Here is a 23,420-nt window from a genome sequence, read left to right as displayed (position 1 = left end):
CGGCCTCGACAAAGCCGACAACCCGCTCGCGAAGATCCTTCGAATAGCTCAGACCCATGATCCACCTCCGCAAACGGTGAATCACAAACGCTGCAAAAAGGGAATCGCCCGATTCCGATTTCAGGTCCGACGCTCTAAACAATCGCTGAGGGTGCGTCCCCCGCTCGAATCGACTGCACAGAGCTGGCCGCTCTGGCTGAAGGGAATCATCGAATCCCCTCCCGGCCGAAATGACACCGTTTCCCCGGCCCGAATCCCAGCCATGAGAGGCGGCCCAGCCTATGGCTTCAGCCCTGCTGAATCGCTGGCGGCGCCCCTGCGCGACCGGTTCAGGGAGGCGAAAACGCGCTCGCGGATGCCGTCATCCGCCGGCCAGCGGCGCCGTCCAACGGCTCCGGGCCGGGCCGCAGGCAACCCTGCCGGCAGGGCTGGCCGCAGCTCCCGATGCACATCATCGCCTGAAATCAACCGCTTGATAGAAAACGCTTTTCATCGGTTATAGCCCAATTTCGAGGGCCGCATTCCGATAGGTGAAGGACTGGATTTTTACCACTCGTTAACCATTCTCTCGGTACATCTTGGCAACCGAAAATTTACCAAGATGACCGCCGTGTTAACCAAACCTAGGCCGATCCGCCTCAAGGGGCGCTCCTACCTTGCATTGACGCTGACCCCGGAGCTGCCCTTCGAGGATTGGCTGACGCGGCTCGACGAGCTTGCGGCCCTCTCCGCCGGATTTTTCCTACGGCGGCCGGTGGTGGTCGATGTCGAAGGCCTGACTATCGACCGTCCGCAGCTTCGCGAACTCGTCGGCCAGCTCGGCAAGCGCAATGTGCGGATCATGGGCATCGAGGGCGCACCGCCCTCGCTGCTCGGGGCGGACCTGCCGCCGGCGATGTCCGGCGGGCGGGCGGCTTCGGATATCGAAGCCCCGACCGCCGAACAGGCACCGCAGGCGGATGTGGCAGAGAGCGTGCAGCAAGCGCCTCCTGCCCAGCTGCCGGTCAAGGCGATGCCGTCGATCATCGTGACCGAGCCGGTGCGCTCGGGGCAGTCGCTGATCTTCACCGAAGGCGACGTCACCATCGTCGGCTCGGTCGCATCGGGCGCCGAGATCGTCGCCGGCGGCTCGATCCATGTCTACGGCACGCTCAGGGGCCGGGCGATCGCCGGTGCGATGGGCAATGCCAGCGCGCGCATCTTCTGCCGCAAGCTCGAGGCGGAGCTGATCGCGATCGACGGCTTCTACAAGACGGCCGAGGACCTTGGACCCGACATGCGCGGCAAGGCCGTCCAGATCTGGCTCGAAGGCGAAACATTCAAGGTTGGGTCACTCGCCTGAAACGACGGCGTGTCCACAGAAAGCGGGAGAGTGCAATGGGCAAGGTAATCGTAGTCACATCGGGTAAGGGCGGCGTCGGCAAGACGACGTCGTCGGCCGCATTGGGGGCAGCGCTTGCGCATAACGGCGACAAGGTCGTGGTCGTCGATTTCGACGTCGGGCTGCGCAATCTCGACCTCGTCATGGGTGCGGAACGACGCGTCGTCTATGACATCGTCAACGTCATCCAGGGCGAAGCGAAGCTGACGCAGGCGCTGATCCGCGACAAGCGGCTGGAATCGCTCTACCTGCTGCCGGCCTCGCAGACACGCGACAAGGACAATCTCACCCCGGAAGGCGTCGAGAAGGTCATTGCCGCCCTGAAGACGGCCTTCGACTGGGTCATCTGCGACAGCCCGGCCGGCATCGAGCGCGGCGCGACGCTGGCCATGCGCCATGCCGATGTCGCGATCGTGGTGACGAATCCGGAAGTCTCCTCGGTGCGCGATTCCGACCGGATCATCGGGCTGCTCGATTCGAAGACGCTCAAGGCCGAGAAGGGCGAGCGGATGGAGAAACACCTGCTGCTGACCCGCTACGACCCGGTCCGGGCCGAGCGCGGCGACATGCTGAAGGTCGACGATGTCCTCGAGATCCTGTCGATCCCGCTGCTCGGCATCATCCCCGAAAGCATGGACGTGCTGCGCGCCTCCAATGTCGGCTCGCCCGTCACCCTGGCCGATGGCCGCAGCGCGCCGGCGATCGCCTATTTCGAGGCTGCGCGCCGCCTCAACGGCGAAAACCTGCCGGTAACCATTCCCGGTGAGAAGAAGGGCTTCTTCGGCAAGATTTTCGGAAGGAAAGCAGCATGAACTTCCTTCGTATTTTCACCCGCTCCCAGTCGTCGGCCCCCGCCGCGCGCGAGCGCCTGCAGGTCCTGCTCGCCCATGAGCGCGCCTCGGTCGGCGATTCCGACCTCGTCACCAAGCTGCGCGACGAGATCCTGCGTGCGATCTCGAAGCATATGCAGATCGACGACGACCGGGTCAGCGTCAAGATGGAGCGCGGCGCCAAGGTCACGACGCTCGCCGTCGATATCGAGATCCCGTTCGACGCAGACAAGAAGAAGAAGGCGGCCTGACGGCCGCCCCACCCTTTCCCCGTTTCATCCGGCACGCTGGATCATCGGACCGGATATCGCATCCCATCTGATGATCCGGCTTTTTGTGTTTGCATCGGCCTACGGCGAAAACCGCGTTTCACTTTTCGGTTTCGGACGCTCGCGCTTGCGCCAATGCTCGGCTCAGAGCGTGGTCAAGGCCTGGCCATTGCCCTCCGATCCGGCCCAGCTGAGCCACATGGCTGCAGTCCAGGAGAAATCAGGGCCGCCGCATCCCGTGCCGTCGCTTGGGTCGAAATACTCCCAAAAACCGTTCTGCCGGACGAGATCGCCGCTGTCGCGCCGGAGCAGGTTCGCCTCGTCGGTCAGACCATAGGCAGCCAGGCCATCGGCGATCATCCGGTTCATCATCAGCCAGACCGGGCCGCGCCAATAGCGCGTCGCATCGAAACGTCGATCGCGCGGATCGCTGCTGGCGACGGAGAAGCCGGCGGCTGCACGCGTCGCCTCGAGATGGTGCTTGAGCGCGAGCGCATCCTCCTGGAGCGCTGTGCGCGCATAGAGCGGGAGATAGGCCGCGCAGGTGACGGCCTCGCTGAGCCGTCCGCTGCGCAGGTCGAGAGACCGATACAGCCCATCCGGGCCCTTGAGCCGCGGCATCGCCCTCTCGCCGCGTGCGATCCAGCCGCGCAGGGCGCCGGCCTCTTCGGTGAAGCCCAGTTCCTCCGCCAGCGTCAGAAGATCGCGATCGGCGCGCAGCAGGATCGACTGGATGCCGAGATCGCAGACCCGGAAGGAGAGCTTGCGCGCCACGGCCCCCCCCTCCCAGTCCAGGGCCTTGGCTTCCTCGACCAGGGTCATGACCCGGTTGTAGAAATCATGCGTCGGGCGGTGGGCCGCATCGACATGGCCGAGGTCCTTGCGCAGATGCGCGACATCGACCTGCGGAATGACATTGGCGAGCGGCTCATCCCAGTCCGGCGAATTGTCCCGCCCCGATTCCCAGGGATGGACGATGGTGACCAGCCCGGTGCCGTCCGGGTCGCGGGTCTCATGCCACCAGCGATGCGAGGCGAAGAGCTTTGGGACAAGAGCCCGGATGCGCGAGGAATCGCCGCCGGAGAGCCCGTGCAGCACCCGCGCCGCGGTCGCTGCGACGGGTGGCTGCGAGATTCCGGAGGTCAACGGCTGGCGCTGGATGCCCCAGGCCTCGGGGCCCGGATAGTAGCCGTCGGCCGGGGCGCGGAACACGATATGCGGCACCATGCCGTCATCCCACTGGCCCTCGAACAGGGTTTCCAACTCGCGCCAGGCGCGGTCGAGATCGAAGGTGGCGAAACCGAGCGCGACGAAGGCCGAATCCCAGTTCCACTGGAACGGGTAGACGCGGCCATTGGGGACGGTGAAGCCGCCACGGTCATTGCGGCGCAGCACGGCGCGCGCTGCCTCATCGCGGTCGGAAGGAGGTGTGGTCGACAGCATGGCTCAGGCTCCGGGATGGCTGCGGCCCGTTTCCGGGTCGATCCAGACGATGCGGGCAGGGTCGAGCGCCAGACCGAGCGTTTCGCCCGCCGCGATCCGGGCGCCCGGCGGGGCAACGATGCGGGCAAGGTCATCGCCGATCCTGCCGGTGAGCAGGAGATGCGAGCCCATCGGCTCCGCGACCCGCACGGTGAAGGGCACGCCGCTGGCAGTCTCGGTCAGCTTCGCATCCTCGCCGCGAAAGCCGAGGACGATCGGCCCGTCGGCGGGAGAGGCCAATGTCAGTCCGCCGAGCCGGGCCTGACCGGAGGTCGCGACGGCGTTGACGAAATTCATCGGCGGCGAGCCGACGAAGCCTCCGACGAAACGGGTCGCCGGCCGCGAATAGACCTGGGTCGGCGTGCCGATCTGCACGATATGGCCGCCATGCATTACCGCGATCCGATCGGCCAGGCCCATGGCCTCGGTCTGATCATGCGTGACGTAGATCGTGGTCGTGCCGGCCTCGCGCAGCACGCTGCGCAGCTCCGCCCGCATCTCGAGCCTGAGCAGCGCGTCGAGATTGGACAGCGGCTCGTCCATCAGGAGCACGGCCGGCTCGACCGCCAGCGCGCGCGCCACCGCGACGCGCTGGCGCTGGCCACCCGAGAGCTTCGCCGGGTAGCGGTCGAGATAGGGCTCGATATGCAGAAGCTCGGCCGCCTTGCGCACCTTCGCCTCGACCCGCGCCTGGTCGGCGCCCTTCATGCGCAGGCCGAAGGCGACATTCTCGAACACCGTCATATGCGGAAAGACGGCGTAGTTCTGGAACACCATGGCAAGGCCGCGCTGGGCCGGCTTCAGCGCGGAGACGTCGCGGTCGCCGATCATGACCCGGCCCGAGCTCTGCACCTCCAGCCCGGCGATGATGCGCAGCAGCGTGGTCTTGCCGCAGCCGGAAGGGCCGAGCAGCGCGACGAACTCGCCATCCTCGACGGTGAGCGAAATCTCCTGCAGGGCGATGGCGCTGCCGAACTGCTTGGCGACCTTGTCGATCAGGATCCCGGCCAAGGGCTTCCCCCTATTTGCTCGAGACGCCCCACATCGCGAACAGGTATTTCCTGACCGCGAAGATGAAGAGCACCGAGGGAACGATGAGAATGAAGCCGCCGGCAAAGCGGTAATGCAGCGGTGATTCGGACAGGACGGTCAGCAGATAGGCGGTGAGCGTGCGCTCCCGCACCGTCAGGACCGAGGCGGCAAAGACCTCGTTCCAGGAAATGACGAAGGCGAAGATCGCCACTGCTGCGATGCCGGGCAGCGCCAGCGGCAGCACCACCTTGCGGAAAGCCTGCCAGCGCGTGCAGCCGAAGACCCAGGCCGCCTCCTCGTATTCGCGGGGAATACCCATGAAGAGCGACGAGGTCACGAGAGCCGCGAAGGGCAGCGCCAGGGCCGTGTGGACCAGCGAGACGCCAAACGGCGTGTCGTAGAGCCCGACGCGGATGAAGATGACGGTCAGCGGCAGGGCAAGAATCGCCAGCGGAAAGGCCCGCGTCAGCAGGACCAGCAGGCGGAAGGCGCTCTGTCCCCGGAAGGCGAAACGCGCCAGCGCGTAGCCCGCCGGCGCGCCGAGCAGGATCGAGAACAGCATGGTCAGCGACGCGGCGATCAGCGAGTTCAGCGCGGCGTTCCAGACACCCTCGATCCTGAGGAAGGTTGCGAGCGCCGTGAAGGAGGTCTCCGCCGGCGTGAAGGTTTTTGGCCATTTGAAGACCGCCATCCGTCCGCCCATCGCGCCAAGCCCGATCAGGTAGATCGGCACCAGCACCCAGGCGCAGAGCGCCAGCACGCCGGTGACATAAAGCCATTTGCGGGGCGCGCTCATCCTTGCGTCTCCGGATCGACCCGCAGCGCCTTGAGATAGATGATCGTCGCGGCAAGCGAGATCGCCATCACCAGCACGGCATAGGCCGCGGCGACGCCGTAATTCTGGTTCTCGTTCTGCCAGGTGTAGGCCTCGCCGACGAGGATCGGGAAATTGCGCCCGCCAAGCGCATAGACGACCGCGAAGACCTCGAAGGCCAGGACCGTGCGCAGGATCAGCGCCGATTGCAGGCTGGGCTTCAGCAAGGGCAGCGTGATCCTGCGGAATTTCGTCCAGGGGCTGGCGCCGAAGATGTCGGCGGCCTCGCCGAACTCCTTGGGAATGAGCTGAATCCCGGCAACGAGAATGATCAGGACGATCGCGGTCGCGCGCCACAGCTCGGCCATCACGACGGCGAAGAAGAGGGAAACGGGCGTTTCGCTGTTGAGATAGGCGGTCGGGCCGCTGATCACGCCGATCTGGAACAGCAGCGTGTTGAGATAGCCCGAATCCTGCAGGATCGCGAGCCAGACGAGGCCGGCGGCGAGGTCCGAGACGCCGAGCGGGATCGTCCAGATCCAGAGCACCAGCTCCCGCCCGCGCGTCATCTTCTGCAGCATCAGCCCCATGACGAGCGCGAGCGCCACCTGCAGCGGAATCACCACGATGACGAGCGCGAAGGTGTTGCGCAGCGCTGTCGGGAAATTGAGATCGCCGGCCATGCGGGCGTAATTCGCAAGCGAGACACCCTGCCCGCCATCGAAGGAGAGCAGGATGGTCTGGCCCAACGGCACCAGGAAGAAGGCCGCAAGGAAGGCGACCGCGGGCGCGATCAGGACATAGGGCAACCAGCGTGGCTGGGGCATGGTCGAAGGCCTCTGCAAGGCGCTCCTGGAGGCTGCGCTTGGCCGGAATGACCGGAGCGCAGCCGTCCGAAGCTCAGGTGACCGGGCAGGCGCCCTGGCTCGGCTTGTCCGGGGCCCAGCAGGGCGCGGCGGTCTGGGTCATCAGCGTGCGCAGAATCTCGGCCTGCGCGTCGAGGACCGCGCGGATCGGCTCGTTGCGCAGCACGATGCGCTGGAACGTGTCGAAATAGACCTTGTTGAACTCGCCGCCCTTGTCGCCAAGGCCGATCGGCAGGAGCGCGACGATCGCGTCCTTCGCGCCTTGCGTCTTGGCGACGCCATCGGCGAGCAGCTTGACGCCTGCCGGCAGGTCGGGCGGCAGGGGCGCATCCACGACCGGGAAGAAGCCGACCTCCTGCGCCGTGGCAAGCTGCGTCGCAGGCTTCAGCAGATGCTCGATCACCGCCGCGGCCTGGGCCCGGTTCGGCGCGTCCTTCGCGATGGCGAGCCCGGCAATGACGGGCATATAGGCGCGCCCCTTCGCACCAGCCGGCGGCGGCACGACGAGATACTGGTCGGGCTGGGCGGTCAGCGCATCCTTGACGCGGGCGATATGGTCCCAGGCGATCCAGACTTCGCCCGCCATCAGCGGTTCCTGCATGAAATTGTAGTTGTTCGCGTTGGGGTTCACCGTCGCCCAGAGCGCCTTGAAATCGGTCCAGCCCTTCTCGGCTGCGGCCGAGCGGAACTCCGTCACCATCGAGCCGGTATAGGACGGCACGAGGTTGCCCTGCACGAAGCGGGCAAACAGGCCCTTCGGCCCCGCCGGAAAGCCGATGCGACGCTGGCCGGTCTTGTCCTGGATCGCCTTGCCCCAGGCGGCGAGCTGCTCATAGGTCAGCGCGTTGACATCGGCGCCAGCCGGCAGGAACGGCAACGCCTCCTTCTTGACGACCAGAACATAGGTCGCCTGGATCCAGGGGATATATTGCTGATGGGGCGTGCCGAGCTTGCCGAGTTCCATCAGGCCGGCCGGTATGCCGCTCGAACCGAGCTTGGCCGCAAGATCGTCGACAGCGTCGAGCGAGCCCGCCGGCGCCAGCGGCTGCAACTCGCCGTGCAGCGCCCCCACCAGGCTGATCGTGCGTTTGCCGGCCGCCTGCTCCGCCTTCATGCGTACCGCGAATTGCGGCGGCTCCTCGACCACATAGGTGGTTTTCGGCGCGCCCTTGAGCAGCACGTCGCGCACCTTCTGCGCCTCGTCGATCGGCCGCAGCTGTGTCGACAGAAAGACGACATCCTGCGCCCTGGCGACAGGCGCAGCGAGCACGGCCCCCGCCGCGAAGGCGGCGATCGCCAGATGATTGAGCGTCTTCATAGGCTCCTCCCTGTCTCGCTTGTTCTGGCTGGCATCGGACGGTGCGGCTGCGAGCGGCCTGCCCCGTCCGCGATGGGGTCAGGTTCGCGCCTCCCCGAGCGAGGCGCGTGCAATGAACTCGACGGCATTGATCTCTGTCAGATCGCGCGGATCCGCCCCGCCGATGCGGGCCAGAGCCATCTCCGCAAGGCGGCGCCCCGTTGCGGCGATCGGCAGCTCCATCGTCGCGAGCGCCGGATCGGAAAAGGCCGCGGCCGGAATATTGTCATGGCCGATGATCGCAATGTCGCGCCCGACGACGAGACCGCGCTCGCGAATGGCGCGCATCGCGCCCAGCGCCATGCTGTCGGTGGCGCAAAGCAGGGCGCTGGGCAGCTCCGGCTGCGCCAGCAGCAGCTTCGCTGCCCGATAGCCGCCGGCCTCGTTTGCGCTGTCCTCGACGATCTCAGCCGAAAGGCCAGCCTGGCGACTGGCCCGCTCGAAGCCGCTGCGGCGCAGATGCGCGAAGGTGAAGGCCGAGGGAGCCGCCAGATGGCCGATCCTGCGGTGGCCGAGCGCGGCCAGACGCAGCACGGCATCGTGGAACGCGGCCTCGCCATCGCCATCGACGAAGGCATAGGGTTCGGGAAAATCGCTGCGCCCCATCGCGACGAAGGGAAAGCCGGAATCGGTGAGGTAGCGCAGGCGCGCATCCTCGCGCCGGGTGCGGACGACGATGATGGCGTCGGTGCGCCGACCGTCGACGAGGCGGCGATAGGTCTTGAGTTCGTCGGGGCCGGGCAGCGCGGCGATCAAGGTCAGATCATAGCCCTGCTCCGCAAGCCGCTCGCCGATCGAGCCCATGAGCTCGATATAGAGCGGTTCGTTGAAATGCCCCGGCTCGGCCGGAAGCACCATGGTGACGATCTCGGTGAGCCCGCGCCGCAGGCGCCGGGCGGCGGAATTGGGCCGGTAACCGGCTGCCTCGGCCGCTGCCAGCACACGTTCCCGCGTCGCGAGCGCAACATCGCCATAGCCATCGAGCGCCCGCGAGACGGTCGTGATCGACAACCCCAGCGTTTGCGCCAGCACGCGCAAGGAACTCATCGGCGTCTCGGCAATCGGTTGGACGTTTCGCTGCTCTGTGATCAGGATAACGCCATCCAAAACGTTTTGGAAAGCCCTATCAAGCGTGGCGTGAGGCAGCCGGGCCGTCCGCCCTCTCCTACAGCCGACGGGCTCCGGCCGAGAGGCGCACGGCTTCGGAAATCTGCGCAAACTGCTTCGCAAGCGGGCTCGTCTTGCGCCAGACCATGCCGATCGTGCGCGACGGCTGGGGATCCTTGAAGCGAGTGACTGAGACCGAAGCCGAGCGGGTCTCGACCGAGACCGCCATTTCCGGAATCAAGGTGACGCCCAGGCCAGCGTCGACCATCTGCACCAAGGTCGACAGCGAGCTTGCGTCGAGCAGATCGCGTGGCTGCATGGCGCGCGGGGTCTTGTTGCAGAACGAGAGCGCCTGATCGCGAAAGCAGTGCCCCTCCTCCAGGAGCAGCAGCCGCATTTCGTGCAGCGCCTCGCGATTGGGGGCGGGCTTTCCCTCATCCTCGCGCGGCCGGACGAGGACGAAGCTTTCGGTGAAGAGGGCGGCCTCGGTCAGCGACGGCTCCGAGACCGGCAAGGCCACGACCGCCATGTCAAGCCGGCCCTCATTCAGCTCCTGCACGAGCTTCGGTGTCAGCGTCTCGCGGACATGGAGGTCGAGGCCGTCATAGAGGCGGGTCAGGTCGGCGATGAGGCCGGGCAGCAGATAGGGCGCGACCGTCGGAATGACGCCGATGCGCAGCTTGGCGACCAGCCCTCCGCGCGAGCTGCGCGCATAGTCCTCCAGCTCATCGACCGAGCGCAGGATATCCTTGGTCCGGAGCGCGATCTCTTCGCCAAAGCTCGTCAGCCGGACCTGGCGCCTGTCCCTCTCGAAGAGTTCGGCGCCGAGCTCTTCCTCGAAGGCCTTGATCTGCATCGACAGGGCCGGCTGGGAAATGGCGCAGCTCTCAGCCGCACGTCCGAAATGTCCGTGGCGGGCCAGCGCCTCGAAATAGCGCAGCTGCTTCAGTGTCAGGTTCGTCATAATTTTAGCTTATCGACGCAATCAGAAAATCGGAATTAAAATAATGAAACCCTTTTGCTAAGACGCTCCCTGCGAAGACGAGGAGCAGGCAATGCCGAGACCGCCCCGCATGATCAAGGCCGGTGGCGATCTGCTCATGGCCGGTCTGGCCATCCCAGCCGCCGGCGCCTGTCGATCGCCCCTGTTTCCAGCCGCCCGGCTGGCAGGCCTGGCAGGCCATGACCACGGGTCGCTGCCCCGCACCGACCGCCTGTGATTGAGAAACGCGCGACCAGCGTAATGTGAATTGGAGAGAATCATGAATGCGAAAACTGAGGATGGAGCCGGGAAATGCCCGGTCGCTCACGGGACCAGCGGCACCCAGAGCCGCGACTGGTGGCCCAACCAGCTGCGCGTCGACCTGCTGAACCAGCACTCCTCCAAATCCGATCCGCTGGACCAGGCCTTCGACTATCGCGAGGAATTCGGCAAGCTCGACTATGAAGAGCTGAAGAACGACCTGCGCAAGCTGATGACCGACTCGCAGGATTGGTGGCCGGCCGATTTCGGCCATTACGGCCCGCAATTCGTCCGCATGTCCTGGCACGCCGCCGGCACCTACCGCCTGAGCGACGGCCGTGGCGGCGGCGGCCGCGGGCAGCAGCGCTTCGCCCCGCTCAACAGCTGGCCGGACAACGTCAATATCGACAAGTCGCGCCGCCTGCTCTGGCCGATCAAGCAGAAATACGGGCAGCGGATCTCCTGGGCCGACCTGATGATCCTCACCGGCAACGTCGCCCTGGAGACGATGGGCTTCCGCACCTTTGGCTTCGCCGCCGGCCGTACCGACACCTGGGAGCCGGATCTCGACGTCAACTGGGGCTCCGAGACCGCCTGGCTGACGCATCGCCCGCTCGACACGTTCGATGCCCCGCTCAGCGCTACCGAGATGGGCCTGATCTACGTCAATCCGGAAGGCCCGAACGCCAATGGCGACCCGCTTTCCGCGGCCCATTTCATCCGTGAAACCTTCGCCCGCATGGCGATGAACGACGAAGAGACCGTCGCGCTGATCGGCGGCGGCCATACCTTCGGCAAGACCCATGGCGCGGCGCCCGAATCCCACAAGGGGCCGGACCCGGAAGCCGGAGAGCTGGAGGCGCAGGGCCTGGGCTGGGCCAGCAATTTCGGCACCGGCTTTGGCGCAGACGCAGTCGGCAGCGGCATCGAGGTCACCTGGACGCAGACGCCGGTGCAGTGGAGCAACCACTTCTTCGAGAACCTGTTCAAATACGAATGGGTCCAGACCCGCAGCCCCGGCGGCGCCATCCAGTGGGAGGCGAAGGACGCCGAGGCCGTCATCCCCGACGCCCATGATCCGTCGAAGAAGCGCAAGCCGACCATGCTGACGACCGACCTGTCGCTGCGCGTCGACCCGGTCTACGAGAAGATCTCGCGCCGCTTCCTGCAGAATCCGCAGGCTTTTGCTGAGGCCTTCGCCCGCGCCTGGTTCAAGCTGACCCATCGCGATCTCGGCCCGCGTTCGCGCTATCTCGGGCGGGAAGTGCCCCGGGAAGAGTTGGTCTGGCAGGATCCGGTGCCGGCCGTCGAGCATCCCCTGATCAATGACGAGGACGTCGCTGCGCTGAAGGCCAAGGTCCTGGCCTCGGGCCTGAGCGTCTCCGAGCTCGTCGGCACCGCCTGGGCCTCGGCCTCGACCTTCCGCGGCGGCGACAAGCGCGGCGGCGCCAATGGCGCGCGCCTTCGCCTGGCGCCGCAGAAGGACTGGGAGGTCAACCAGCCCCTGCAGCTCGCCAAGGTGCTCAAGGTCCTCAAGGGCATCCAGTCGGAGTTCAACCTGGCCGCGACCGGCGGCAAGGAGGTCTCGCTCGCCGACCTGATCGTGCTGGCGGGCAATGCCGGCGTCGAGCAGGCGGCGAAGGTTGCCGGCCAGAATGTGACCGTGCCGTTCGCACCGGGCCGCACCGACGCCTCGCAGGGGCAGACCGACATCCACGCCTTCGACGTGATGGAGCCGCAGGCGGACGGCTTCCGCAACTACCAGAAGGCGACCCTCAGGGTGCCGGCCGAGGTAGCCCTGATCGACAAGGCGCAGCTGCTGACGCTGACCGCGCCCGAGCTGACCGTGCTGGTCGGTGGACTGCGCGCGATCAACATCAATGTCGATGGCATGAGCCAAGGTGTCCTGACCGACCGGCCCGGCGCGCTGACGAACGACTTCTTCGTCAACCTGCTGGACATGGGCACGCAGTGGAAGGCGAGGCCTGAGTCCAAGGACATCTTCGAGGGCACCGACCGCAAGAGCGGCGCGCCGAAATGGACGGGCACGCGCGTCGACCTCGTGTTCGGGTCGAACTCGATCCTGCGCGCGCTCGCCGAGGTCTATGCCAGCTCCGACGCGCAGCAGAAGTTCGTGAAAGACTTCGTTGCAGCCTGGACCAAGGTGACGAACCTCGATCGCTTCGACCTGGCCCGATCCAGGTGAAAAGCCTTCAGCGGCCGCCTCCGGGCGGCCGCTGAAGCTCTGCCCGCCCCAGGCGTCCGCGCTTTTCCGGCCCGGCCGACAGGGAATAGACGCGCGGCCCCTCGGCGCTGGCGACACGCGTGCGGCTCAGCGCAGCCTCTCCGGCCGGAATTGCGCGCGACGGCTGATGGTCTTCCCCGACACCATGAAAACGCCCTCGCCGGTGTAGTGCAGTGTCTCGGGGCGCTGCGGCGACGGTGCGACATGCGCCTTCACCACTTCGAGAATGAAGAAATTATAGCGCTCGACCAGCGCATCGTCATGAAGACGGCACTCGAAACTGGCGTGGCATTCGCCGATCAGCGGCGCATCGACGCTGCTTGCGGGCTCTGCCGTGAGCTTGAACCGGTCGAATTTGTCGATCTCCGCCCCGGTCGTATTGCCGATCCCGACGACGGCATCGGTCAAGGCCGTGGTCGGCAGATTGACGACGCAGGCACGGCTTTCGCGGATCATTCCGTGGCTGTGATTGCCGCTGGACACCATCAGGCCGATGAGCGACGGCGAGAACTCCAGAACCGTGTGCCAGCCAAGCGTCATGACATTGTCGGCGCCCCGCCATCGCGACGACACCAGCACGATGGGTCCGGGTTCCAGATAGCGGCGCACCTGGCTGACGGGAAAATCGCGTTTCTCCGGACGTTTTGGCACGGGCGCCCTCTCCCATCTTGCGTTGGCGATGCCAGGCCGCTTTACCCGTCCGTGCCGGGCCTTGCCCACCTGGTTCCAGGCGCAGGCTCAGCGATGGAATTCGCGACGAAGCTCATCCTTGGCGGCTTCCAGCACCTTCTTCTGCGACCGCGACAATTTGGTTCCGGCCCGGTTGATGTGGAAGGTCAGCATCGACATGGCCGAACGGAACGGCGTCGTCTTGCGGCGATGACTTTCTTCGGCCGAATGCTTCAGGGACTTCGCGATGGCGCGTGGATCGCGCGACGCGAACACGTCCTTGTCGAGGTCGAGCGCATCGCTATGCCTGGCGACCTCCGCGGACCATTTCTGCTGATTTCCCGCCATGCCTGCCTCCTGCCTTCCTTGCCTCCTTGCTCCTGCCTTTCCCTGCCCTCAGCCGCGACTGCCGGCCGTGCAGCGACCGTCCCTGACTACCACCCATGCCTCCTCATCCCCCATGAACGCGCACCACTACGAAATGCTCCCTGCACCTGGGCAAAGAGGAACGCAGCGAGCGCTCGCCCGTTTGATCGGAACATCCGCGTTTGCCAGCCAACCGCAGGAGCAGCGCCATGCTGGATCAATCGGATTTCGCCCGCGCACGCCGGCATATGGTCGAGACGCAGATCGCGCTCCGGGGCATCCGATCAGAGCCTGTGCTCGAAGCGATGCGGGAGGTTCCCCGGGAGGATTTCGTCGAAGAGGGCTTCGAGGAATTTGCCTATGAGGACAGCCCCCTCCCGATCGGCGAAGGCCAGTCGATCTCGCAGCCGATGATCGTCGCCCTGATGATCGAAGCGGCAGAGATCGGGCCGGGGGACCGCGTGCTGGAAGTCGGCGCCGGCTCCGGCTACGCCGCGGCGGTGATCAGCCGGATTGCCGAGCGGGTCTATGCCATCGAACGGCACGCATCGCTTGGCGAGCGGGCGCGGCAGCGCTTCGAGAGACTCGGCTATGACAATATCGAGCTGGCTGTCGGCGATGGCACGCTGGGCTGGCCGGAACAGCAGGCCTTCAATGCCATCCTGGTCGCGGCCGGCAGCCCGGATGTGCCTCAGGCCCTCAAGCGGCAATTGGCCATCGGAGGTCGGCTGGTCATTCCGGTCGGGGTGCAGGATGGGGGACAATCGCTGTTGAAGGTGGTGCGCCGCAGCGAGACGAGCTTTGAGGACAAGGATCTCGGCCCTGTCGCCTTCGTTCCGCTGATCGGCGAGCAGGGCTGGGCGGATGCGCGGTCTGTCTTGAAAGATCCGGCCATTCCAGGCATCTGACGCGCCGAGTTCACCAGCCAGACAGCGTGCAGCCATGACAACCAAGACCGCCGAAAGCCGCAGCTTCGAAGCCGATGTTTCCCGCCTCCTGCATCTGATGGTGCACTCGGTCTATTCGGACCGGGATGTCTTCCTGCGGGAGCTGATCTCCAACGCCGCCGACGCCAGCGAGAAGCTGCGCTACGAGGCCATCGCCAGGCCGGAGCTTCTGGGCGACGAACTGAAGCTAGCGATCACGATCGCGGCCGATCCGGAGGCCGGCACGCTCGCGATCGCCGATAACGGCATCGGCATGGGCCGCGACGAGATGATCGAGGCGCTCGGCACCATCGCCCGCTCCGGCACGCGCGGCTTCCTGGAGCGCATCGCGACCGCTGAGGGCAAGGAAGGCGCGCAGCTCATCGGCCAGTTCGGCGTCGGCTTCTACTCGGCTTTCATGGTCGCGGACAAGGTCGATGTCGTCAGCCGCCGCGCCGGCAGCGACGAGGCCTGGCTCTGGTCATCGGACGGCAAGGGCGAATTCACTGTCGCTCCCGTCGCGCTGGATGATGCTCCCCTGCGCGGCACCCGCGTGACCCTGCACCTGATGGAGGATGCCAAGTCCTATGCCGAGCGCTGGACGCTGGAGCGCATTGTCAGGGACCAGTCGGGCCACGTGCCGGTGCCGATCGCGCTGATCGAGAAGCCGGGCGCGGAGGCAACCCCGCTGGCGGACGGCGCGGCGCTCTGGGCGAAGCCGAAGAGCGAGATCGACGCGCAGGAATACACGGACTTTTATCGCAGCGTCGCCGCGCAATATGACGAGCCTGCCGCGACGATCCATTTCCGCGCCGAGGGTCGTCAGGAATACAGCGCGCTCGTCTTCGTGCCGGGCGGGCGCCCCTTTGACCTGTTCGATGCCGATCGCAAGGGGCGCATCAAGCTTTACGTGAAGCGCGTCTTCATCACCGATGAGGCGGAGCTGCTCCCGCGCTATCTGCGCTTCGTGCGCGGCATCGTCGACACGGCCGATCTGCCGCTGAACGTCTCGCGCGAGATGATCCAGGACAGCCCGCTGCTCGGCGCAATCAAGAAGGGCGTCACCAACCGCGTCCTCTCCGAGCTCGCGAAGCTCGCCGAACAGGACGGCGACGCCTTCTCCAAGGTCTGGGAGAACTTCGGCTCGGTCATCAAGGAAGGGATCTACGAGGATTTCGAGCGTCGCGCGCAGTTGCTCGGCCTCGCCCGCTTCAGGACGACGGCTGCGAGCGAGGGCCGGCGCAGCCTGAAGGACTATGTCGGAGCGCTCAAGGAGAACCAGACGGCGATCTACTATATCGCCGGCGACGATGCGGGCAGGATCGCGACCTCCCCGCAGCTCGAAGGTTTTCGGGCGCGCGGCATCGAGGTGCTGCTGCTCAGCGATCCCGTCGACAGCTTCTGGGTTTCGGGAGCGCCGGAATTCGAGGGCAAGCCGTTCAAATCGGTGACGCAGGGTGCGGCCGATCTCAGCCTGATCCCGCTGCTCGACAACGCGACGCCGCCCTCCACTGAAACGAGTGAGGCGGTGCAGGCCTTGCTCGCGGCGATGAAGGAGGTTCTCGCGGACCAGGTCGCCGATGTCAGGGCCTCCGAGCGGCTGACCGACAGCGCGGTCTGCCTCGTCGCCGCGGAAGACGGCCCGGATCGCCAGTTCGAGCGGCTTTTGACCGCGGCCGGGCGCATCGAGAGCGCCAGCAAGCCGATCCTCGAGGTTAATCCGCGCCACGAGATGATCGTCGGGCTGGCCGGCGTCCGGAATGAGGCCGTGCGCAGCGATGTCGCGAACCTGCTGCTCGATACGGCCCGCGTGCTCGACGGCGAGCGCCCGACCGATGCCAAGGCCTTCTCCGAGCGCCTGAGCCGGCTTGTCGCCCTCAGCCTCGCAGCATCGTAGCAACCCAGGGAGGCGCGTGCCGATCCGGCGCGCCGTCTTATCGGCTCCACGCGAATGGCCGGCAACCGTCGCTGCGGTTGCTGGCGGGCGCTGAACGAAACTCCAAGGCGGGAGCGGAACCGGCAGATCCGCTCAAGAGAATACTCTTGTAAACCAAGGTATTGCCAGGGAATTCTGCGATTCTGAATCATCGGGATGAACGGCCTCGGGCGAGGCCCTGAGCCTCAGGCACCGGTCAACTGTGCCTGCAGATCAGCGTAATCCTCGAAGACCAGATCCGGCCGCTGAGCCAGCAGAGCGGCAGGCGCGTTGTAGCCGAAGGTTACCGCGCCGCAGGCCATCCCGGCCTTGCGTGCCGCCTCGATGTCACGGACCTCATCGCCGATCGCAATCGCGCGCTCGCGGGGCACGCCCAGCCGCTTCGCGACGGCCTTGAACTTGGCGCTTTTTCCCCAGAGCGAGGCGCCACAGTCGAAGGCGCTGACATGGTCCGCAGCCCGACCAAGCGTTCGCCGGATCGTCTCCTCCGCATTAGAACTGACCACGGCGATCGCGATGTGATGACGGGCCAGAGTTTCGAGCGCCCGCTCGACCCCGTCGAAGAGGCGAACCTCACCTTGGCTCTGCGCATTGAGCTCACGCATATGCGCGGCGATTGCGGGCATCTTCCACAAGGGAACACCAAGGCGTGCAACGATCTCGCGGCTGCCCAGCGCACGGAGATCATCCCTCTCATGCTCCTGGACCTCCCGGAACCCGAATTTCCGCGCGGTTCCGTTCAGCACCGAACAGAACCACGGAAAGCTATCGGCAAGGGTTCCGTCGAAATCGAAGATGGCAAGCGCGTAGCGAGGCATGACAGTGCGGAGCTTATGAGAGGAGTGCCGGCGATACCCTGATCGGCAGCGCTTGAGGACATTCATTCGCATGAGAGGCTGCTTGCGCACGAGAGGCTGCTTGCGAATGAGATGCCGCCTGTCCGGTAGCGCTTCGCAAGCGCGGATCACAGTGCCATTTTCCGGACAGCCCGGATTTCGTGGAGTAACCGAGGTCTGCTGCTGGCGCGATCCACCAGCGCAAGCTCGAATGCCCAAGGACGGAAATTGACCACAGCCGGATCTCTTCGCCGCATGCATGGTTGTCACATAATCTGGTGAAACGTCGTCCGACGGTCATCACCGACACATCGCAGCTCGCACCGACGGGGCCGGCATGGATTATTTCAGGCGCTTCACCTTCCTGTTCGCGACGCCAAATTTCGACGCGGAGGATCTCGAGGGGATCCGGTTCAACCAGATCGTCGACGAGATCGAGCGCTCCGGCTTCGAGGTCGTCAAGGCGCGCAAGCTGGAAGATGCCGAGATCGCGGTCCAGACCGATGCAGCCATCGGCTGCATGGTGGTCGACTGGGGCAAGAAGGGGCTGGAAGGCAAGACGGCGCACCTGATCAACCTGATGCGCCGCCGCGGGCTCGACTTCCCGATCATCCTTCTGATCCGCCGCAAGCGCTTCGAGGACGTGCCGGTCGAGGTGCTCGACTTCATCGACGGGTACATCTTCCTGTCGGAGGAAACGCCGCCCTTCATCGCCAAGAGCCTCATCAGCCGCCTCAAGCAATATGCCGAGACGCTGAAGACGCCGTTCTTCGGTGCGCTCGTCGACTATGCCGAAGAGGGCAATCATTTGTGGACCTGCCCCGGCCATAATGGCGGCGTCTTCTACAGCCGCAGTCCGATCGGGCGCGTCTTCATGGAGCATCTCGGCGAGGCGGTCTTCCGCGACGACCTCGACAATTCGGTGCTCGATCTCGGCGACCTGCTGACCCATGAGGGACCCGCGCTGAAAGCGCAGAAGGAAGCCGCCCAGATCTTTGGCGCCGAGAAGACCTATTTCGTCCTCAACGGCACCTCGACCTCCAACAAGGTCGCGCTCGCGGCACTGGTCACGGATGGCGACCTCGTGCTCTTCGACCGCAACAACCACAAGGCCGCCCATCATGGCGCCCTGCTGATCGGCGGCGGGATCCCGGTCTATGTTCCTACCGTCCGCAACGCCTGGGGGCTGATCGGGCCGATGCGCTGGGACACATTCGACGAGGAAGCTCTGCGCGAGCGCATCAGGATCCATCCGCTGGTCACGGATCGGGATGCCTGGCAGAAGCCGCGCCCGTTCCGCGTCGCCGTGGTCGAGCAATGCACCTATGACGGCTCGATCCACAGCGCCGAGATGATCCTGCAGCGCATCGGGCATCTCTGCGACTACATCCTCTTCGACGAGGCCTGGGCCGGATTCATGAAGTTCCACCCGCTCTATGCCGGGCGTTTCGCGATGGGGCTCTCCGACCTCGGACCCGATGCGCCCGGCATCATCGCGACGCAATCGACGCACAAGCAGTTGGCCAGCTTCTCCCAGGCCTCGCAGATCCACATCAAGGACAGACACATCCGGGGGCAGAAGCGCCGGGTCGAGCATCGCCGCTTCAATGAGAGCTTCATGCAATATGCCTCGACCTCGCCCTTCTATCCGCTGTTCGCCTCGCTGGATGTTGGCGCGCAGATGATGAAGGGCCGCTCCGGCGAAGTGCTCTGGGACGACACGATCAGGCTCGGAATCGAGCTGCGCAAGAAGATCCGGGCCGTCCGGCGCGAATTCGAGGAGAAGGAAGCGCGGCCCGAGCGGCGCTGGTTCTTCGAGCCCTTCGTGCCCGACCGGGTGACGATTCCCGACGCATCGCGCGAGGGTGCGGTCCATGACGTCGCCTGGGAGATGGTCTCGACCGACCAGCTCGCCCTGGACCCGGCCTATTGGCAGCTCGCGCCGGGGGCGACCTGGCATGGCTTTCCCGGATTGGAGCCGGGCTTTGCCATGACCGACCCCAACAAGCTGACGCTGCTGACGCCGGGCTTCGACCGCGCGACCGGCAGCTATGTCGAACACGGCATCCCGGCGCCCGTCGTCGCCCAGTTTCTGCGCGAGAACCGGATCGTCGCCGAGAAGAACGACCTCAACTCGCTGCTCTTCCTGCTGACGCCGGGCGTCGAGGCGAGCAAGGCCGGCACCCTGATCAGCGGCCTTGTCGCTTTCAAGAAGCTGCATGACGACAACGCCCTGCTGGAGGAGGCGATCCCCGAGTTCTACCGACGCCGGCCTTCGCGCTATGCCGGGGTCCGGCTGCGCGATCTCTGTGGCGAGATGCACCGCTTCTTCCGCGAGGCGGATGTCAGCGGGTTGCAGGCGAGACAGTTCTCGCCCGAGCACCTGCCGGAAATGGCGATGTCGCCCCATGATGCAGCACGCTGCCTGGTGCGCAACGATGTCGACTACCTGCCGATCGACGCCATTGCCGGGCGCATCGCCACGACGCCCTTCGTCGTCTATCCGCCAGGCATCGCATCCATCGTTCCAGGCGAGCGGCTGACCGGGCGGGCCCAGCCGATGATCGACTACCTCAGGATGTTCGAGGCGAGCTTCAATGCCTTCCCCGGCTTCGATGTCGAGATCCAGGGCATCTATCGCGAGACCGATGCCACCGGGCGGGTGCGGCTCCACACCTATGTCGTCAGCGAACAGGCTCAGGGATAGATCATCGGGCCGGTATCCGGTCCGATGATCCAATCCTCCGGGTTTGCATCGGCTTTCCCGAAAACCGCAATCCACTTTTCGGGCCGATGCTTCTAACCTTCTGGCTGCGCATCGGCTTTCCCGAAAACCGCAATCCACTTTTCGGGCCGATGCTTCTAACCTTCTGGCTGCGCATCGGCTTTCCCGAAAACCGCAATCCACTTTTCGGGCCGATGCGTCGAGGGCAGCGACGCGCCATGCAGAACGAAACCCCGATCATCATCCGCCCGTCGCGCGATGCCGATGTCGAGCCGATGCTGGCGATCTATCGCCGCCATATCCGGCGTGGCATCGAGGCCGGTGTCGAGGACAGCGGCACGCCGCAGCCGGACGACCTGCGCGACCGGCGCAAGAACCTGCGCAACCGCCGCCTGCCGCATCTGGCCGCGACCCTGGGTGGAGAGGTCGTCGGCTATGCCTATGTCGTCCTGTTCCGCAAGCGCCCGGCCTATCGCTTCACCGTCAAGCATTCGATCTATGTCCACCACGACCATCTCGGACGGGGGATCGGGCGCCTGCTGATGCAGGCGCTGATCGACGCCTGTGCGGCGGCGGGTTTCAGGCAGATGATCGGTTATATCGACGCCGAGAACACCGCCTCGCTTGCCCTGCACGAGCGCTTCGGATTCGCCAGGGTCGGTCTGCTGCCGGGCGTCGCCTATCGCTACGGCAAATGGTCCGACAGCGTCATGGTGCAGAGGTCGCTCGGCGCCGGCGCCACCCTGCCCGCGCCCTGAATCGGCATGAACTCGGCGACCTGAACAGCGATCTTGGCGTTTCGCAAAGCGCAATAGGGACGCGCCGCTGACGTTCAAGTCGCGGCGCGGCCGGCCCCTTCAGTCAACCGCCCGACACATGGCCGTCAGTAGGCTTCCGGAACGAAGAGCTCCGGCGGAACGGCGCTTCGGATGTAGTCGGGATGGCGCACGCGCTCCGGCAAGGTGATGTCCTGCTTCGGCACCGACTCATAGGGAATCTGGCTGAGCAGATGCGCGATGCAGTTGAGCCGGGCGCGCTTCTTGTCGACCGCCTGAACGACCCACCACGGCGCGTGCTCCGTATGGGTGCGATCGAACATCTCCTCCTTGGCGCGGGTATAGTCCTCCCAGTGGACCCGGCTCTCCATGTCCATCGGCGAGAGCTTCCACTGCTTCAGGGGATCAGCGATCCGCATGCGGAAGCGGAATTCCTGCTCCTCGTCCGTGATCGAGAACCAGTATTTGATCAGGATGATGCCGGAGCGCACGAGCATATGCTCGAAATCCGGAACGGAGCGGAAGAACTCCTCCAGTTCGTCTTGCGTGCAGAACCCCATGACCCGCTCGACCCCGGCGCGGTTGTACCAGCTGCGGTCGAACAGCACCATTTCGCCAGCCGTCGGCAGATGCGGCACATAGCGCTGGAAATACCATTGGTGGCGCTCGCGCTCGGTCGGCGCCGGCAGCGCCACGACGCGGCAGATCCGCGGATTGAGCCGCTGCGTCACGCGCTTGATCGCGCCGCCCTTGCCGGCCGAGTCGCGCCCTTCGAAGAGCACGACGACCTTGAGCTTCTTGTACTGGATCCAGTCCTGAAGCCGCACGAGCTCATGCTGCAGGCTGAACAGCTCCCGGAAATACACCTTCCGGTCCAGCGTCGGGCCTCCCGAGCCCAGCCCCTCGGAGACAAGTTCGTCGAGCCGGTCCTCCTCAAGCTGCAGCTCCAGTTCCTCGTCGAAGCTGTCGGCGATCTCGGCTTTGATCCGGTCCAGATCGGGTGTCATGAGTTGCGAACCTTTGACATGCGTTTCGACAAGCGAGGGTGCGGACGCACCAAACCGCGGTTTTGCAGGGGCCTTGCGAAGACCTCGACAAACCGCGGCGGGAGCGGGACGCAACGCTTGAAAGGCGAAACCCGCGCCACCGGCACCAGTTCCTGCCGCAGCAGTCTCGCCGGCTAAAGTGACGCTGCGATGACCCATAAGTGCTGAAGCTACGCCTGTTCGACGGACAGCCAAGCGGCTGCGATCCAGGAACCGACACGGCTTCGCTCGCCGAGCTATCCGTTCGGCAGGCCGCCCCAACCACCTTCAGCCCATGGGTGATGCTGGCGACCCGTTCTCAGGTCGCCACAGGCGCCTGGTGCTCGTCGTCGATCGAACGCGTATCGCCTGTCCCGAGCAGCGTTCGTGTCGCGTCGATCGAAGCATAGTTCCAGAGGATCTTCATGCCTTCGGTCGTCGAGACGTTGCGGAACCGATGCGGAAGATTGGCGGGGATGAACGTGATGTCGCCTGCCGTGATCGGGTACTCGACACCATCGATTTCGGCGATGGCCTGGCCTTCGAGCAGCATCACGCTCTCTTCGCAATTATGGCTGTGCAGCGGGATCGCAGCCCCGGGCTCGAAGATGGTGATGCCATTGATGAAGCTGGTCGATCCCGTGCGGCGGGTGACGAGCGGGATCGTCTTGGCACCGCCGCCGCGCTGGCGCGCCGGGATTTCGGACGGGCGAAGAACGGCGGGCTTGCAAAACCAGAGATCATCGGACCGGATGCGATTCCGGTCCTATGACCTAACTCGACGTTTTGATGATCGAGGCGACCACAGGCACAAGGGCCAGCCCAATATTGCGGGTGTTTTCCGCGTCCAGGTGCACGCCGTCGATGACCGAAGCCTTTGCAACCGACGCCGCATCGAAGAAGCTGCAGCCGCGGCGCCGGGCGACGGCTTCATATTCCGCTGCCAGGCGTTGTGACTCGGCAATGTCGCGCCCGCCGGCGGGCAACCCGTCCGCCGCGCGCGACGCGGCGAAAATCGGCGGCGAAACCACCAGGACCTTGGGCGCCGCCGCGCCCCAGCCATAGGGAAAGCTCTGCGCGATCTCGATCAGCCGGTCGATTCCCGCCGCAGCGCCCGCAGCGCGGCCACAGATATGCGGCTTGAGATCATTGGCGCCCAGCATGATGATGAGCAGGTCGACGGGATAATGGCTGCCGAGCAGCGTCGGCAGGATCCGCGCTCCGTTTCGATCAGACGGCGACATATGATCGTCGAAACAGGTCGTTCGGCCCCCGAGCCCTTCGGCCACGACGGTCGCTGCGCCCCCTAGTCCGGCCGCAAGCACATTCGGCCAGCGATCCTGAAAGGCATGGCGACTGCCCTGCTGGTGATCCGAGCCCCAGGTGAGGCTGTCGCCGAATGCCAGAATGTTGAAGTTCATCGTTCCATCCAGATTTCGCAGAGTGCGGTCAGCGCCGCCGCATAGGGCTCGACTGCTTTTCCGAGTCGGACGACGTGCCGTATCGCCGGAACGGGAGCGAAGCCCATCGAAGAT

21 protein-coding genes and 1 pseudogene are annotated in these 23,420 nt (G+C 65.4%); 9 read left to right on the top strand and 13 right to left on the bottom strand.

Annotation, left to right across the window (positions count from 1 at the left end):
- Nucleotides 1-601: 601 nt before the first annotated feature.
- From minC to minE, 3 genes are read left to right on the top strand one after another with little or no spacing between them, the layout of a single operon-like run.
- A complete protein-coding gene (gene minC, locus FG93_RS17225; RefSeq protein ID WP_043236472.1) occupies nt 602-1,342 on the top strand; it encodes a septum site-determining protein MinC in 741 nt (246 codons plus the stop codon).
- Between the two features lie 35 nt (nt 1,343-1,377).
- Nucleotides 1,378-2,193 (top strand): septum site-determining protein MinD, encoded by an 816-nt coding sequence (minD, locus tag FG93_RS17220; RefSeq protein ID WP_043236470.1) that lies wholly within the window; start codon nt 1,378-1,380, stop codon nt 2,191-2,193.
- A complete protein-coding gene (gene minE, locus FG93_RS17215; protein WP_043236469.1) occupies nt 2,190-2,462 on the top strand; it encodes a cell division topological specificity factor MinE in 273 nt (90 codons plus the stop codon). Before minD ends, minE begins: the two co-directional genes overlap by 4 nt.
- 162 nt (nt 2,463-2,624) lie before the next feature.
- Here minE and FG93_RS17210 read toward each other — a convergent pair whose 3' ends face one another.
- The 7 genes from FG93_RS17210 to FG93_RS17180 all read right to left on the bottom strand — a co-directional run bounded on the left by FG93_RS17210 (nt 2,625) and on the right by FG93_RS17180 (nt 10,102).
- A complete protein-coding gene (locus FG93_RS17210) occupies nt 2,625-3,923 on the bottom strand; it encodes a hypothetical protein (protein ID WP_052513877.1) in 1,299 nt (432 codons plus the stop codon).
- Between the two features lie 3 nt (nt 3,924-3,926).
- Nucleotides 3,927-4,973: an ABC transporter ATP-binding protein gene (locus FG93_RS17205; protein WP_043236468.1), complete on the bottom strand. Its 1,047-nt coding sequence runs from the start codon at nt 4,971-4,973 to the stop codon at nt 3,927-3,929.
- A gap of 10 nt (nt 4,974-4,983) precedes the next feature.
- Nucleotides 4,984-5,790: a carbohydrate ABC transporter permease gene (locus FG93_RS17200; protein ID WP_043236465.1), complete on the bottom strand. Its 807-nt coding sequence runs from the start codon at nt 5,788-5,790 to the stop codon at nt 4,984-4,986.
- Entirely contained in the window at nt 5,787-6,635 is an 849-nt protein-coding gene (locus FG93_RS17195) for a carbohydrate ABC transporter permease (RefSeq protein WP_043236463.1), read from the bottom strand. The genes FG93_RS17200 and FG93_RS17195 overlap by 4 nt, the downstream gene beginning before the upstream one ends.
- Before the next feature lie 73 nt (nt 6,636-6,708).
- The gene (locus FG93_RS17190; protein WP_043236462.1) at nt 6,709-7,992 is read right to left on the bottom strand and encodes an extracellular solute-binding protein; all 1,284 of its coding nucleotides are present in this window, start codon (nt 7,990-7,992) and stop codon (nt 6,709-6,711) included.
- A gap of 78 nt (nt 7,993-8,070) precedes the next feature.
- Entirely contained in the window at nt 8,071-9,078 is a 1,008-nt protein-coding gene (locus tag FG93_RS17185; protein WP_043236584.1) for a LacI family DNA-binding transcriptional regulator, read from the bottom strand.
- A gap of 118 nt (nt 9,079-9,196) precedes the next feature.
- Nucleotides 9,197-10,102, bottom strand: coding sequence for a hydrogen peroxide-inducible genes activator (locus FG93_RS17180; protein WP_043236460.1), 906 nt, complete (start codon nt 10,100-10,102; stop codon nt 9,197-9,199).
- Nucleotides 10,103-10,193: 91 nt separating this feature from the next.
- Between FG93_RS17180 and FG93_RS32925 the strand changes: the two genes are divergently transcribed.
- Nucleotides 10,194-10,358 carry a hypothetical protein gene (locus tag FG93_RS32925; protein ID WP_161783836.1) on the top strand — a complete coding sequence of 55 codons (165 nt, stop codon included), beginning with the start codon at nt 10,194-10,196 and terminating at the stop codon, nt 10,356-10,358.
- A 42-nt stretch (nt 10,359-10,400) separates the two neighbouring features.
- Nucleotides 10,401-12,587, top strand: a complete 2,187-nt coding sequence (katG, locus tag FG93_RS17175; RefSeq protein ID WP_043236457.1) for a catalase/peroxidase HPI — start codon at nt 10,401-10,403, stop codon at nt 12,585-12,587.
- A 126-nt stretch (nt 12,588-12,713) separates the two neighbouring features.
- On the opposite strand, the gene FG93_RS17170 is transcribed toward katG, so the two are convergent.
- Nucleotides 12,714-13,277: a flavin reductase family protein gene (locus FG93_RS17170; protein ID WP_043236455.1), complete on the bottom strand. Its 564-nt coding sequence runs from the start codon at nt 13,275-13,277 to the stop codon at nt 12,714-12,716.
- A gap of 87 nt (nt 13,278-13,364) precedes the next feature.
- Nucleotides 13,365-13,643: a DUF3175 domain-containing protein gene (locus tag FG93_RS17165; protein WP_043236454.1), complete on the bottom strand. Its 279-nt coding sequence runs from the start codon at nt 13,641-13,643 to the stop codon at nt 13,365-13,367.
- Between the two features lie 227 nt (nt 13,644-13,870).
- On the opposite strand from FG93_RS17165, the pseudogene FG93_RS17160 reads away from it, so the two are divergent.
- Both FG93_RS17160 and htpG read left to right on the top strand, forming a co-directional pair.
- Nucleotides 13,871-14,536: pseudogene (locus FG93_RS17160) on the top strand (protein-L-isoaspartate(D-aspartate) O-methyltransferase); the annotation flags it as partial.
- Nucleotides 14,537-14,603: 67 nt separating this feature from the next.
- Nucleotides 14,604-16,484, top strand: coding sequence for a molecular chaperone HtpG (htpG, locus tag FG93_RS17155; protein WP_043236452.1), 1,881 nt, complete (start codon nt 14,604-14,606; stop codon nt 16,482-16,484).
- 224 nt (nt 16,485-16,708) lie between these two features.
- Here htpG and FG93_RS17150 read toward each other — a convergent pair whose 3' ends face one another.
- Nucleotides 16,709-17,341, bottom strand: coding sequence for an HAD-IA family hydrolase (locus FG93_RS17150; RefSeq protein ID WP_043236450.1), 633 nt, complete (start codon nt 17,339-17,341; stop codon nt 16,709-16,711).
- Between the two features lie 355 nt (nt 17,342-17,696).
- Here FG93_RS17150 and FG93_RS17145 point away from each other — a divergent pair, with 355 nt between their 5' ends.
- Complete coding sequence (locus FG93_RS17145) at nt 17,697-20,066, top strand: Orn/Lys/Arg decarboxylase N-terminal domain-containing protein (RefSeq protein ID WP_043236447.1); 2,370 nt, start codon at nt 17,697-17,699, stop codon at nt 20,064-20,066.
- Nucleotides 20,067-20,278: 212 nt separating this feature from the next.
- Nucleotides 20,279-20,842, top strand: coding sequence for a GNAT family N-acetyltransferase (locus FG93_RS17140; protein WP_152579485.1), 564 nt, complete (start codon nt 20,279-20,281; stop codon nt 20,840-20,842).
- Nucleotides 20,843-20,967: 125 nt separating this feature from the next.
- Here FG93_RS17140 and ppk2 read toward each other — a convergent pair whose 3' ends face one another.
- From ppk2 to FG93_RS17125, 3 genes are all read right to left on the bottom strand, one after another.
- Entirely contained in the window at nt 20,968-21,867 is a 900-nt protein-coding gene (gene ppk2, locus FG93_RS17135) for a polyphosphate kinase 2 (protein WP_043236446.1), read from the bottom strand.
- A gap of 337 nt (nt 21,868-22,204) precedes the next feature.
- A complete protein-coding gene (locus FG93_RS17130) occupies nt 22,205-22,495 on the bottom strand; it encodes a cupin domain-containing protein (RefSeq protein ID WP_348270480.1) in 291 nt (96 codons plus the stop codon).
- A 163-nt stretch (nt 22,496-22,658) separates the two neighbouring features.
- Nucleotides 22,659-23,306, bottom strand: a complete 648-nt coding sequence (locus FG93_RS17125) for an SGNH/GDSL hydrolase family protein (protein WP_043236441.1) — start codon at nt 23,304-23,306, stop codon at nt 22,659-22,661.
- Nucleotides 23,307-23,420 lie beyond the last annotated feature (114 nt).

The sequence above is a fragment of the Allobosea sp. LC85 genome (genome assembly GCF_000735605.1).
Taxonomy (GTDB): Bacteria; Pseudomonadota; Alphaproteobacteria; order Rhizobiales; family Beijerinckiaceae; genus Allobosea.
This window is presented reverse-complemented; position numbering and strand designations above follow the sequence as displayed.